Annotated in this window: 18 protein-coding genes; 11 read left to right on the top strand and 7 right to left on the bottom strand. The window is 29.8% G+C overall.

Translation table 11 applies throughout. The annotated features are described in order from the left end of the window. The first annotated feature begins 310 nt into the window (after positions 1–310). The 9 genes from AC3WRL_RS13615 to AC3WRL_RS13575 all read left to right on the top strand — a co-directional run bounded on the left by AC3WRL_RS13615 (position 311) and on the right by AC3WRL_RS13575 (position 5,598). A complete protein-coding gene (locus tag AC3WRL_RS13615) occupies positions 311–601 on the top strand; it encodes a hypothetical protein (protein ID WP_492330513.1) in 291 nt (96 codons plus the stop codon). A 2-nt stretch (positions 602–603) separates the two neighbouring features. Further along, complete coding sequence (locus AC3WRL_RS13610) at positions 604–1,023, top strand: hypothetical protein (protein ID WP_214831589.1); 420 nt, start codon at positions 604–606, stop codon at positions 1,021–1,023. Between the two features lie 463 nt (positions 1,024–1,486). Next, a complete protein-coding gene (locus AC3WRL_RS13605; protein WP_492330512.1) occupies positions 1,487–1,855 on the top strand; it encodes a hypothetical protein in 369 nt (122 codons plus the stop codon). Between the two features lie 322 nt (positions 1,856–2,177). Continuing rightward, positions 2,178–2,459 (top strand): hypothetical protein, encoded by a 282-nt coding sequence (locus AC3WRL_RS13600; RefSeq protein WP_492330511.1) that lies wholly within the window; start codon positions 2,178–2,180, stop codon positions 2,457–2,459. Positions 2,460–2,493: 34 nt separating this feature from the next. Continuing rightward, the gene (locus AC3WRL_RS13595) at positions 2,494–2,964 is read left to right on the top strand and encodes a hypothetical protein (RefSeq protein ID WP_492330510.1); all 471 of its coding nucleotides are present in this window, start codon (positions 2,494–2,496) and stop codon (positions 2,962–2,964) included. A gap of 231 nt (positions 2,965–3,195) precedes the next feature. Next, the gene (locus AC3WRL_RS13590) at positions 3,196–3,360 is read left to right on the top strand and encodes a hypothetical protein (RefSeq protein ID WP_492330509.1); all 165 of its coding nucleotides are present in this window, start codon (positions 3,196–3,198) and stop codon (positions 3,358–3,360) included. A 2-nt stretch (positions 3,361–3,362) separates the two neighbouring features. Beyond that, a complete protein-coding gene (locus AC3WRL_RS13585; RefSeq protein WP_492330508.1) occupies positions 3,363–4,085 on the top strand; it encodes a hypothetical protein in 723 nt (240 codons plus the stop codon). Between the two features lie 349 nt (positions 4,086–4,434). Next, positions 4,435–4,959 carry a hypothetical protein gene (locus tag AC3WRL_RS13580; protein ID WP_492330507.1) on the top strand — a complete coding sequence of 175 codons (525 nt, stop codon included), beginning with the start codon at positions 4,435–4,437 and terminating at the stop codon, positions 4,957–4,959. A gap of 384 nt (positions 4,960–5,343) precedes the next feature. Next, the gene (locus AC3WRL_RS13575) at positions 5,344–5,598 is read left to right on the top strand and encodes a hypothetical protein (RefSeq protein WP_492330506.1); all 255 of its coding nucleotides are present in this window, start codon (positions 5,344–5,346) and stop codon (positions 5,596–5,598) included. A gap of 92 nt (positions 5,599–5,690) precedes the next feature. Here AC3WRL_RS13575 and AC3WRL_RS13570 read toward each other — a convergent pair whose 3' ends face one another. After that, entirely contained in the window at positions 5,691–5,816 is a 126-nt protein-coding gene (locus tag AC3WRL_RS13570; RefSeq protein WP_492330693.1) for an IS3 family transposase, read from the bottom strand. A gap of 392 nt (positions 5,817–6,208) precedes the next feature. Here AC3WRL_RS13570 and AC3WRL_RS13565 point away from each other — a divergent pair, with 392 nt between their 5' ends. After that, positions 6,209–6,406: a hypothetical protein gene (locus AC3WRL_RS13565; RefSeq protein WP_492330505.1), complete on the top strand. Its 198-nt coding sequence runs from the start codon at positions 6,209–6,211 to the stop codon at positions 6,404–6,406. Between the two features lie 7 nt (positions 6,407–6,413). Next, positions 6,414–7,088 carry a hypothetical protein gene (locus AC3WRL_RS13560; RefSeq protein ID WP_492330504.1) on the top strand — a complete coding sequence of 225 codons (675 nt, stop codon included), beginning with the start codon at positions 6,414–6,416 and terminating at the stop codon, positions 7,086–7,088. Between the two features lie 293 nt (positions 7,089–7,381). Here the strand turns inward: AC3WRL_RS13560 and AC3WRL_RS13555 are convergent, their stop codons facing one another. The 6 genes from AC3WRL_RS13555 to AC3WRL_RS13530 all read right to left on the bottom strand — a co-directional run bounded on the left by AC3WRL_RS13555 (position 7,382) and on the right by AC3WRL_RS13530 (position 13,283). Then, a complete protein-coding gene (locus tag AC3WRL_RS13555) occupies positions 7,382–8,221 on the bottom strand; it encodes a GLPGLI family protein (RefSeq protein ID WP_492330503.1) in 840 nt (279 codons plus the stop codon). 467 nt (positions 8,222–8,688) lie between these two features. Further along, on the bottom strand, positions 8,689–8,880 hold the full coding sequence (locus AC3WRL_RS13550) for a cold-shock protein (RefSeq protein ID WP_214831582.1): 192 nt from the start codon (positions 8,878–8,880) through the stop codon (positions 8,689–8,691). 512 nt (positions 8,881–9,392) lie between these two features. Beyond that, positions 9,393–9,932: a DUF3575 domain-containing protein gene (locus tag AC3WRL_RS13545; protein WP_492330502.1), complete on the bottom strand. Its 540-nt coding sequence runs from the start codon at positions 9,930–9,932 to the stop codon at positions 9,393–9,395. 89 nt (positions 9,933–10,021) lie between these two features. Beyond that, on the bottom strand, positions 10,022–11,158 hold the full coding sequence (locus AC3WRL_RS13540) for a helix-turn-helix domain-containing protein (protein WP_492330501.1): 1,137 nt from the start codon (positions 11,156–11,158) through the stop codon (positions 10,022–10,024). Positions 11,159–11,292: 134 nt separating this feature from the next. Next, the gene (locus AC3WRL_RS13535) at positions 11,293–11,982 is read right to left on the bottom strand and encodes a hypothetical protein (protein ID WP_492330500.1); all 690 of its coding nucleotides are present in this window, start codon (positions 11,980–11,982) and stop codon (positions 11,293–11,295) included. Between the two features lie 254 nt (positions 11,983–12,236). Further along, a complete protein-coding gene (locus tag AC3WRL_RS13530) occupies positions 12,237–13,283 on the bottom strand; it encodes a serine hydrolase domain-containing protein (protein WP_492330499.1) in 1,047 nt (348 codons plus the stop codon). Positions 13,284–13,344 lie beyond the last annotated feature (61 nt).

Here is a 13,344-nt window from a genome sequence, read left to right as displayed (position 1 = left end):
GCGCATTCTATGACAAAAAGCAAGTAAAATATCAACACGTATAAATTGATCCGAGAAAATACATTTTCTCGGATCTTTATTTATGATATTTAAAAGTTAAGTGAGTCTGAAAGTAGTTTTGTAACAGAGCCTTATGAATGGAAATATAGTAGTGCAAGAAATTACTATAATGATGATCAGGAGATTTTGGAAATAGATTTAAATTTGCAATATATGAAATAGGCAACGAGCGTTACACTGGCACCAGAGTGGGGGGTATGCTTTAAGGATTTTAGCAGCCGAAAAAGGAGCTTTAAGTAATGCTGGTCCTTTGAAAAATATTAGTGGTAGTTTGAATGAAGCCGCCTCTTTAGCAAAAAATCAGCAATATGGATCAAATAAAAATATTTTTAGAAGAGTGGCTAGAAGTGAGCAAGATGTTCAAGCTCTAAATGAAGCACAACAAGGAATGGGTAGAAATCTTAATTTAAAATTAGGAGACCCAAGATATCAGGGCTGGGAAAAGTGGCATCATAGTGTTGGTAAAAAAGGAGGGAAGTCTGTCGTTCACTATTTACGAGATCCAAAAACTGGAATGTTAACTGATTTTAAATTTAAATAAAAATGAAAGTAAAATGTATTAGTGCCACCATTTCGATTGAAAATAGCTCAAATGCTATAATTGAATGGGCAAATAATTCAGAAATGGAAATAACTATAGGGAAAGCCTATGCTGTACTTGCTATTTCAAAATACTTTGATACCATTTTCTATTATATAATAGGAGACGAATCGGACAGTTATCCACTTGCTTTTCCAAGTAATTTATTTCAGATAATTGATCATAATATTTCTAAATATTGGACTACCTCATTGAATGAAGTGAGAGATCCTCAAGACTTAGAAATGGGAAATGGTGAAATTATTAGCTTTAAAGAATGGACTACAAAAGGAGATGAATTTTATGAAAAGTTATTAGATGAAGAAGAAAAAGAAGTTAAATTGTTTGATATGTATCGAGATAGGATCTTAACGGAAATATAAATCCACTTTCATTAAGGAAAGTAATTACAAATGAAATATTAAGAAATATTCCAGTAAATACTCTACTTGTAATTTTACACTTTACGTTATTTATAATCAGGAGGGAGCATTTTCCTTCCTGTTTTTTTAATTACTTGAAATAATTTATAAGAATCAACAACAATATCAGATAGTCATTTTTTATAATTGAATGTTTTGTTTTTTAGTTTCTCTTTTAAACACAGAAATATGAAGAACATAATGAGAGTTTTGAGACATCTATACCCCACACTGGCTCATTTTCATTTACCACAACAAGTGTTTTGTCATTGAGATCAAATTTCTCCAAGAAACAATAGTATAGAACACGAGGAAGTACTATGGAACTTCTACGTACCCGTTCATGTAACAAAAAGCGTAAATAACAAGCATCTTTTACCTTCGTTAAATTGATGTTCAGGATCTGGTAGTACAGCTGTGAAAATTGGATGGGCAAACTTTGGAGCTAATATGTAATAATATTTATGCATCTTTTGAAGGTGGAAGAGGAATAGAAGGAGTATACAATGATAGATATACTAATGGAGCTAAGATTCTTATCCTAAGCTGGATGGGTGTTTTTATTGATGTAGAAAATAATAGGTTTATTGCGCCACAAATTTACTATAGTGATGGAGAGTGGATTTGGCCATCATATTTAATATATTATTTAGAAAAAGATTTTTCGTTTAATTTAGGAAAAGATTTTATTGATAATTTACAAGAAAAAGGCTTTTTAATGAAAATTATATCAAAAGAAAGGCTGAGTGAAATTGAAAATACTTTTTGTGAAAAGTTAGAAAAACATTTATAAAGATTTCAATAATTGTAAGATAATAGATACTATAAACATTACCTTGTTGTCGCGAGCTCAATGCTATTAACTTAATGGGATAACATTTTGATTTACATTTATTTACCCATGCTATTGCATTCTATGATAAAAGCAAATAGAATATCAACATTTATAAATTGATCCGAGAAAATACATTTTCTTGGATCTTTTTTTATGATCTTTAAAAGTTAAGTGAGTCTGAAGAGGTTTTATAACAGAATCTTATGAATGGAATATAGTAGTGTAAGAAATTACTATAATGATGATCAGGAGATTTTGGAAATAGATTTAAATTTGTAATATGAGAGTGGGCAACGAGCGTGACGCTCGCGCCAGCGTGGGGATAAGTTCAATTCAAAACGAAGCTATTGGCAAACAGATCTCTAAGGCTCATCCTAATCTTATAGTTATCGCTTTTAATGGTTTTGTAACATATGATTTAAATGTACAAGGAATCAAAAATATTAATGCTGGCCAAAATAGAGGAGATGGTAAGGGAATTATTGTTTTTTATCAAAATGGGAAATATCTAGTGGGTTATCAATATAAGCAGTTTCTTCAAAAATATCCAGACTTTAAATAATTAAGTAATAAAATAATATTTTAAATTAAATAACATGAAAAATTTATTATTCATTCCTATAATGTTTCTACTGTTTAACTGTGTCAAAACAGAAAGTAATAAGGAAGCCAAGGATAACAAGAAAACACTTCCAATTTCAAATATTAAGAAATTTGATATTAATGATCAGAGTTTAAAAACGAATTTAGAAAACGCAATATTGAAGGGAGATACTATAGTATATAAAAAATATTACAAAGAATATTTGATAAATGGAAATTCGAAAGAGTTTTTATATTATGCAGTACTTATGGCTGAAAAAAACAATTATAAAAGAGCATATTTAGATATCGCAACAATTTTAGATTTCTCTTTAAATGATTCTTTAGCCTATCATAGTAAGTATGCCACTTATAGTCTACTAAAAGCCTACGAAATGGGTGATAAAGGAGCAAAAGGATCTGTAAATTATATTTATGTGGACAAAAGCAAGCCCATTCCCAGATCCTCTTCTATATATAAGTAGAGTAATTAATCCCCTGCTGACGCGTGAGCGTCACGCTCGTGTCTGAATAAAGAATAATTTAGAATTAGATCCGAGAAAATATATTTTCTCGGATCTTTATTTATGATCTTTAAAAGTTAAGTGAGCCTGAAGAAGTCTTGTAACAGAATCTTACTAATGGAATATAGTAGTGTAAGAAATTAGTATAATGATGATCAGGAAATTTTGGAAATAGATTTAAATTTGTAGTATATGAAATGGGCAACGAGCGTGATGCTAGTGCCAGTATGGGGAAATGATGTGAATGTAGACGATAAAGTTAATAAATATAGAATTATGTGGGGGCTTCCACCTAAATCAACTGAATTTATAAACAATAACAAAAAACTATTTTCAAACTTATTTTCAAATCCTTAATTATGACAAAATTTATTTATATAATATTTTTTTATTCATCATTTTTTCTTGCACAGATTAGCTTGAATATAAAAGTTAGTACTAAAAATACAAATAATAATTCACCACAACTTTTAGAAATTATAATAAAAAATAACTCTGACAATTACTATGCATTACCCCTTGATACTTTAGATTTCAAGCCCTTTTATAATGGTGAACCTTGCGTTAATTTTTCTGATGCTGAAAGCTATAAAGATTTAATGTTAAAATCTTGTATTGTGGATGTAAATGATAATTCACCCATTATGCCAGTTCCAGAATTTAAGTTGATGGGAAGAATTGATGAAAATGATAAAAAAGTTGTTGCAGAAATGAACAAAAGAGATTCTCTTTTACAAATTCAGAATCAAGAAATAGAATCTTGGAGACAAAAAAATAGAATAAGCCAAAATTCTAATTGGGCAATTAAAAATAAGCTTTTATATTCAAATATTATTTTGTTAGAGCCAAAACAAGAAATAGTATATTATAAATATTTCACTCCTGACAAGTTAAATTCAGATAAAATATCCGGAACTTATGATCATTATGATTTAAAAGCTGATCATCATTATAAGTTTTCTTTAAAATACTGCATCGATAAGTTTTTATATACTTATCTGACAAAAGGACAAAAACAAAAATTAAAAAAGTATAAATTATTTACGGGTAAAATAGAAAGTAATAAAATTGTTTATAAATAAGTCCATTACTTTCTTTCCTCATTGGTAAATTTTATGATAAAAAGCAAATAAAATATCAACATTTATAAATAAATCCGAGAAGGTATGCTTTCTCGGATTTTTATTTATGATATTTAAAAGTTAAGTGAGTATGAAAGTGGTTTCTTTATGAATGGAAATATAGTAGTGCAAGAAATTACTATAATGATGATATGATCAGGAGATTTTGGAAATAGATTTAAATTTGTAATATGAGAGTGGGCAACGAGCGTGACGCTCGCGCGAGCGTGGGGGCAATGGACCACGGAATAATAAACTATTTAGTACTAATTCAAAATTACATTTTAAATAATATTATACGACAATAAAAATGAAAAAGACAATCTTATTAATAATAACATGTATTAACTGTGCTTTTTGTTCATCCCAAATGAAATTAAATAAAAGCAAAGAAGTGGATATTCTTTTAAAATTACCTACAACGCTCACGACAGAAGTCCCAACAATATATTCTTTAAAAAATAATACTAACAATATTTACATTATTGATCCCTATGGCTTTATCGGTGATTCTTATTGGGTCTTAAATAATGAAAAATTAAATCCTATAGCTTTTTCAAAAGGCTATTATTCACGTGATAATGATGATTGTAAAACTGATTTGATTATATTAAAACCTAAACAGAAAATGGATACAATTCTAATTTTAAATTATACGGAAAGAGGTATATATGACTTTTCTAAATCTGGAAATTACATTTGGAATGTCAAATCAAGACACATTAAGCAGAATGGTATGACATCAAGCTGTAAACAATACATTAGTGATTTAGAAGGTAAGGGTTATATTCTACTAGATGACAGTATTGAAGCTAAAATCCCTTTTGTAAAATGATAAAGAACATATTATTTTTATTTCCTGCTTCTTCCCCATGTTGGCGCATTCTATCACAAAAAGCGATAGAGATAGTAGCAATTTAGAATTAGATCCGAGAAAATACATTTTCTCGGATTTTTATTTATGGTATTTAAAAATTAAGTGAGCCTGAAGAGGTTTTATAACAGAGCTTTATGGATGGAAATATAGTAGTGCAAGAAATTACTATAATGATGATCAGGAAATTTTGGAAATAGATTTAAATTTGTAATATGAGAATGGGCAACGAGCATAACGCTCGCGCCAGCGTGGGGTTACCTACATATTAAAAAATGGTAATGCTGCAAGTTGGAGTTCTGATGGAATATTTATAGGTTTTAGAGGATTAAAATAAGAAATTATATGGAAAATAATATTAGAATTGAAGAAGTAGGAGATATTAATTCAGATTATCCTTATTTAGAAGTTTTTTATAAGGGAGATATAGCTCCATTTTTAGAAGTTGCTATTTATAATAGGGAACTATCATTTAAAATTTATTCTATTGAAAAGGAAGTTTTATTAAATAAGGATGAATGGGAATATATTCACAAAACAGCTAATGAGTTTTTACCAATTGCTTTAAAAAATGAAGATGATTATCTTAAGTGGCAATAGTGTAATTAGTCCCCTCACTCCCGCACGATTGTATCGTGTGGCAGATTATAAAAAAACCTCGCAAATAGACTACCTCAAATTATTATACAAAATTAAACAATATAATTAGATGAAAGAGTTCGGTACTGTACCGGGCTCTTTCCTTTTAAATTTAACCTTATTCTGTCGTTATTGTAATAATTGATATATTCTTTTATTTCTTTTTTAAGCTTATCGATTGTTTTAAATTTTGCTTATTGTCTCTTAGGAAATGGTGAAAGACATCATTTTGTATTGAACCACGAAAATATTCTGTTAATTAAAAAGTTATTGATTTAGCTGTCGTTGTTTGTGATAGTGTTAGCTTAATATTTATTGCAGCTTGTTTATCAAAATTATGGAAAACCCCATGCTGACGCGAGCATCACGCTAGTGTCCGAATAAAGTAAATCAGCCATCTATAAATAAATCCGAGAAATTAATACTTTCTCGGATCTTTATTTATGATCTTTAAAAGTTAAGTGAGCCTGAAGAAGTCTTGTAACAGAATCTTACTAATGGAAATATAGTAGTACAAGAAATTACTATAATGATGATCAGGAGATTTTGGAAATAGATTTAAATTTGCAATATGAGAATGGGCAACGAGCGTGACGCTCGCGCCAGCGTGGGGGAAATTAATCATGGTGAGACAAGATATGATGGGTTAAATGATATACAAGCAACAAGAAAGTACTATAACCAAATAGATGTAAGGGCGATGGATAAAATTCAACCTTATTTAAAGATGCTACAACGAGAGTGGCAAAAAATTTATAATTCAAAATGATACTATAATGATAAAAAGAATTCTTATTGTTTTAAATATTTTTGTGTTTTATCAATTTAATGCACAAATAAAAATTGATTTTAATATTGACCACTTAAATAAAAAAGCCCAAGTTGTCTTAGTAAACGAAACTAATAATGATTTAGTAATTCCCTTAGATACTTTAGTATTGTCTCCATACTTTGATAATGTTTGTCTGGAAATTAGTAATTATATACATGGATCTCCATACTTAGGATTAAATATTAAAGTAAATGAAAATAATAAAGTTGTAGAATCTTTGGCAGGAGCTATAAAAATCAATGATTTAAGTGAAGTAAAAAGAATTAATTTAGAGAAGAAAAAATATGAAAAAAAGATAAAATTATGGCAGAAAGAAAATGATATTAAGTCGTTTGATGAAGCAAAAATCAATTATTATATTTTTAATAATCTTATTTATTTAAAACCGGGAGAAAAGATTGAAAAAATATTTTATTTTGATTTACATAATGTCACTAATAGCAATTATTTATATTATTACTATCTTATAGAAGATAATAAACAATATACTATATCCCTTTCTTTAAACATAGATAACTGCTTGTATAAATATCTTACTACGTCTCAAAAACAAAAGCTGCGCAATTATAAATTATTCATTGGAAAAATTGAAAGTAATAAAATTGAAGTGAAATATTAATATGGTTAAATAGACCTATTATCCCCATGCTGGCGTATTCTATGACAAAAAGCGAGTAAAACATCAACACGTATAAATTGATCCGAGAAAATACATTTTCTCGGATCTTTATTTATGATCTTTAAAACTTAAGTTAGCCTGAAGAGGTTTTGTAACAGAATCTTACTAATGGAATATAGTAGTAAGAAATTACTATAATGATGATCAGGAGATTTTGGAAATAGATTTAAATTTGCAATCTATGAAATAGGCAACGAGCGTTACGCTGGCACCAGAGTAGGGGGGTATGCCCCTTATTTATCAGGATATGGAATAGCTTTATCTAATTCAATGGGATTGTAATATTGTCGAATATCGTTTTGAGTTGATTTTGTTAACTCGTTGAATTCTTCTTTTGCTTTGATTTTCCTACCATTAATTTGGACATTCCAACTTGGCTGAAATTCCGTTCTCATCCTGGCGTAAGGGTCATTATAAAATTCCAGGTTTAATTTAATCCAATTTTTTTGATTAAGTTTTATTGGATTCATTCCATAGTGGGTTTCTAAAAATTCTTTAGTATCATATGTTTTGGGGAAATTTTTGTTTCGAACAAAACTGAACAAATAATTTTGTTTGGAATCTTCTAAAAACAGAATAAGTCCTGGAAGGTTTCTGAATTTGTAAGGGCCTTCTGAAATTGGAAGTTCAATTGCAAACCACGCAGTCCAATGTCGTCCTCCAAAATTGGTCGTTGCTTTTTGCAGTTTATATTTGTCAATAATTTTTGTGTCTTTTTGTATGTCCCATTTCATCTCATCAATTGTTTCAAATGAGTAATAAAAAGGCATCATCCTGATTTGAGCGTAATTAATATTTTTATTAGAATCTTTTTTTCTTGAAATTGTTAGTCCTGTTTGACTCGTGTGTTGGGCGTATTGGTGTTCTGGTAATTTCATCAGAGAATCGTTCTCGATAAAACCATATTCATAAAATTTTACGTCTGTCGGGTTAATATCCAAGACCATTTCCTCTGTAGAATAAATATTTTCTAAAGAATCACTTTTATATTTGAGTTCATAGATAAAACGATGAGTTTGCGAAAATGACAAATTGAATGACAAAATGTAAATAATTAATATAAATTTTCTCATAACTTCGTATTTGAATAGCGGCTATTATATTTTTTCAAATTTACATAATAGTAAAGTTTAATCAATTTATATTTTTTATATATCTATTATATTACTGGATCAAAAAAACCTGATATGTTGGTCAAAAATGGATAGAAAGAAACTTTGTGTGGAAGAGTTGAAAAAGCCAAAGAGAAAGCCATTAAAATTATTTTTACTGAAAAAAGAAAAAGAACTTTTTAATACCATATGAAAAGTTAGATAATTTTTTCAGCTATCACTTCAAAGACATCAATGCTTCCAGAAATCATAATTTTGAAGAGTATAGGGAAGGAAAAATCCTCAAACCTTTCATTAATATTTTCGTTTAAATTGTTGGCATACAATACAGAAGCACCATTAAAAAGGTTATTTATTAAGACAAAAAAAAGCAGATAAAATTAATTATCTGCTTTATATTTCGATTGAAGTATTTTAATCTTCAGAAATTAAACCAATTTAACATTGATTGCGTTAACGCCTTTCGCACCGTTTTGTACATCGAATGTTACAACATCGTTTTCACGAATGTTATCTACTAATCCTGAAGTGTGTACGAAAACGTCTTGACCACCATTTGATGGAGTAATAAAACCAAATCCTTTGGCATCGTTAAAGAATTTTACTGTTCCTTGTTGCATTGTATTGTATTAAAAAATTATTGTATTCTATTTATTTTGGCTACCGCCACTATTGAATTGATTATATCAAAACAGTAGTTAATCGATTTGTAAGCAAGAAATGATGTTGGTATTTTTTTAATCTTGAAAGTATTCAAGTTGGAAAAGGTACTGCACCGGTTATATTGATGACAAAAATTAGCGGCTGAAAATGCGAAGACTGATGGATAAGAATAAATTCAAAAATCAGAAGAAGCACTGGCAGAAGCCTGATTATTTTACAAATATACACATAATTTATTGAAAATGAGCTTTTTTTAATTTTTATTTATTTAATAGGACTAATCAGTTGTAAAATTAACATATAATTTTGATGATTTTATTTGAAGACAAAGCAGTCATTATAGCTACTTCTATATCCATTTACAAAAACAAATCCCAACTCTCGTCAGGATTTTGTTCTTTCTTCAGTTTTGTGTTTTATCTACTACAGGTAAAATTCCTGTTATGCTTTAGTTTTAGATCTATTTATATTAAAACCGATAACCAATACTCAATCCAAACTTTGCAACCACGCCATGCTCTGTTTTATCTCCATTGAACAAAAGTTTTCCGTAGCCTGCATTGGCTTCAAAAACCAATCCTTTTTTTGTGACCAACTTCCAGCCAAGGCCAGCACCCAGTGCCACATCATAAACATCTTTGTTTTCAGTGAATGTAAGGTGGTCTGCTGAGTATATTTTTTTTCCATCAATGGACGTGAACATTCCAAATCCTTCAACAAAAAAGCCGGAAGCATATTTTTTTCCAAAATAGTATCTGTAATACGGGGAGATGAAGTAATTCGTATCCTTTTCTTTTTTATGATCATAAACAAAAAATCCAGAGATCCCCAGTGATGAGTTTTTATTTAAATGCCGTTCATAACCCGCTTCCACAGCACCAGACAAGGGCGCGATTAAATTTAATTTGATTTCATTGTTTTTCTGATAAGGGTTTGCATCAGTTTCATTTTGAGCATTCACACAATTAAAAGCAAACAAAATGATGAGTAGTAAAAAGGTTTTTTTCATAAAAAGTTAATTTGAATTATTTGAATGCAAAACTCAAATAATAAAAATTAGAACGGGTTTCAAAACCTTAAAACTGGATAAAATGGTACTTATTTGCTGGTATTTTTATATTCATTGGGGGTCTGACCCGTAACTTTTTTAAAGGCTTTATAAAAAGTCGTTTTTGAAGTAAACCCGGATTCCAATCCCATCGTCAGCAAAGTATAGTTGTCATATTCTGAATTTGACATCATTTCCTTCACTGCTTCCACTCGATATTGATTGATATAATGGGCAAAGTTGTCTCCTGTTATCGTGTTTACAATTTGTGAAACATATCCCGCGCTTATGCCTAGTTTTTCAGCGACTTTTTCTCTGTTTAAGGTACTGTCGGTATAAATGTGCTGATCCTTGCAAAGAAGTTCCAGTTTTTGAAAATAAAGATTATCCGCTGTGATAGATTCCTTATATTCTTGTGGTGTATTATTTTCTACGATTTGCAGATTGGGATACAAAATAGCCGGATCATTGTTTAGAAAATTGGAGATGGCCTCTTTATTTTTGGCAAGTTTATATTTGTAAATGCCTATATAAGAGGTCCAATGAATGATGAATGTTGCACATAAAGCCAGGACACTCATCGTAGAAGAAATATCATAGTCAAGAAGTAAGCCGGCTAGAGCGGTAATAAGCCAGGCAAATAGCACGAAAGAAACCATTGTTAATAAGGTAAGTATCCATTTTTTTTCCTGTGAATCTTTTAAACGTCTTATCATAAAATAAGAATAAACCGGAAGGAATGGGATGAATGTAACGGCTAAAAAAAGATGAATCAATCCAAGTATTCCGATGATACGGTTACCTGACTCAGAAAACGTATAAACCCCTGCAACATGATCAAGATCGTTTATAATATTAAGGACAGCGGAATAGGCAAACGGAATAAAATACAAATAATTTTTTTGTTTCCATTTTCCGGTATGATCAGTTCTGCTTTTAATAAACAGGAATAGGAAAGCAGGCATTAGGAATACCCACTCGATGTTATCTATAATATGGAGAAGAGGATAGGAGGTGAATATCTGTTGAATCTCAAAAACATGATTCAGTAATTTAATTGAAAGTGTAAATAGTAAGCAGGCTAAATATTTATTTGACTTGCTATTGAATAAAGAAGACTTTAAAATAACCAAGCCTAAGACTATTCCCTGAAAAATAGCAATATTTAAAAGTGTTGTATAAATCAATTTTTATAGGAGTTGTTTTAAAGATTTGTGGTGGCTAAATGTAGTTCTTTCATACGAATTGATAAAAACAATTAACTTTTTTAAGGAAAAAGGGCTTTCCGCAAAGTTGAAAGAATTAAAAATTGATTTGTCTCTTATTTAAAAATAAGAGAATTTGAAGATATTGTCCCTATAAATAAATCAGGATATTTCTTTTTATCCTGTATAGTTAAAAATTGATACAAATTTTTATTAAGTATCAATCTAAAAGTGACATTGTATGGAATTTTAGAATCTAATTGATCATAATAAAGTCTATCACTATATTCAGACATTTTCTTTAAGAATGGATTAAAATACAATTTATATGTGATTTTATCATGGGGTAAGATGGTTACCATATGCGTCATCATATACCAATTATAGGTGGCAAATAATTCATCAGTAATTTTTTTTGCCTCTTTCCATTCGTTGATCTTCTGAAGTCTGGTATTTTCAATTTCTTGTATTTCAACCAACTGTTCCTCTTCATAAAAAGGATCATTTCCTGCATCAAAATCCTTAAATATTCCTTTTTGATATATAAAAGCATATGCTCCCAGAACATTATAACGATCACCCTTAGAAATTATATTGGGCTTACTATTATAATATAGCTCGATATTATCGGTAAAAGGCATTGCATAGCTAGCTGTATCAATCGGAAAAGATACACTTTTATCCGATGTATTTGATATTGTTATTTCTATAAGGTGTCCAGGATATTGATATTCGTAATTTGTTGCCTCATCATTATCCGGTACATAATATTTATATTTGTCTGAAGGTAATTCCTTTACCAACATTGAAATCTGGGAATTTAAAAAAGACCAAAAAAATAATAAAATAATTGAAAAAGATATTCTCATCTCCATGGATTTAAGATTTTAAAATTACTAAGTTTTTGCTTTAAAACCCAATGGCCTTTAACGGTTGTTTTATACTTCTCATATTCGCGGACCTGTTGACCCTCTAACTTCGTACCCATTCTCATATTCCAATCATATGCTATTACTAAAAGATTAGATTGAGTCCATTAAAATATATTGTTGCCTATTTTTTAGTTTACCTTGATGTCATCATACAACTTATCAACTACTTTTTCTAAAATTTCTCCAGTTTCATTAAAGCTGGTGTTGGTCAATATGGATATTCCTATATTTTGTTTAGGATAAATCACAAACCAATTCTGCATTCCGTATATACCACCGTGATGTCTGTAAATGAATTCATTGTCATTTTCTATGATATACCAATGATATCCTTCCCAAAAATCAGAACCTTCTTTGTGTAATTTTTTATGAGATTCGTTGACAATAAGGTTTGACTGGTCAAGCTGCAGTTTCATATATTTCACTAAATCTGTTGTTGTAGAGTGCAATCCTGAGATTCCACCCCATAAAGTTCTGTTGAAGTTAGGCATTAACTCGTTTTTATCGTTATAACCTTTTACCAATCTTGTTCTGTCATTTTCAGTGAGTGTAAATTTTGTTTGGTTCATGGTATTGGGCTTCAAAATACATTCAGTGACCAATCCCTCAAAAGATTTTTGATACACTTTTTCAAGGATATAGGCGGTCAGCTCCGGAGCCGTGTTTGAATAAGAATAGACTTCTCCCGGCTTCGTTTCAATTTTGATGAGTTTCAATCCTTCAAAAAAAGCCTTCTTATTTTCGCTTTTTATAGGGAAATTAGGAAATCCACTGGTATGGGTGATGAGGTGTTTGATTCTTATAGGCTCACCTTTGAACTCTAAATTGGGGTATGGTTCGTTAAGATAGATTCTGATATCATCCTCTAAATGTATTTTTTGATCAAGTACGGCTTTAGCGGCTACATAACCTGTAAAAGTTTTAGTGACAGAAGCTAATTCATAAAGGGTAGAATCGTTGGGTTTGTTTCCCTTTCCAATCGTTAATTCTCCAAAATGTTTGATGGTAGATTTTCCATCTTTAAGCACGGCAATGGAAACAGAATGAAATCTTCTGTCCTCTAATAACTGAAGAGCATTTTTTGTAATGGCATTTTCAATATTTTGTTGATGGGTTGGGTGAACACTATTACACCCAACTAAGGCAAAAAATAAAATAAGGGTTACATATTTCATGGTCAGAATTTTAATTTGATATTCATAATCTGACGCAAATATGCTGTAGAGAATCCTGAAA

The sequence above is a fragment of the Chryseobacterium sp. FW101-FHT12H09 genome, assembly GCF_058790395.1.
Note: the sequence above shows the minus strand (reverse complement) of the source record. Positions and strands in the feature narration are given on the sequence as shown.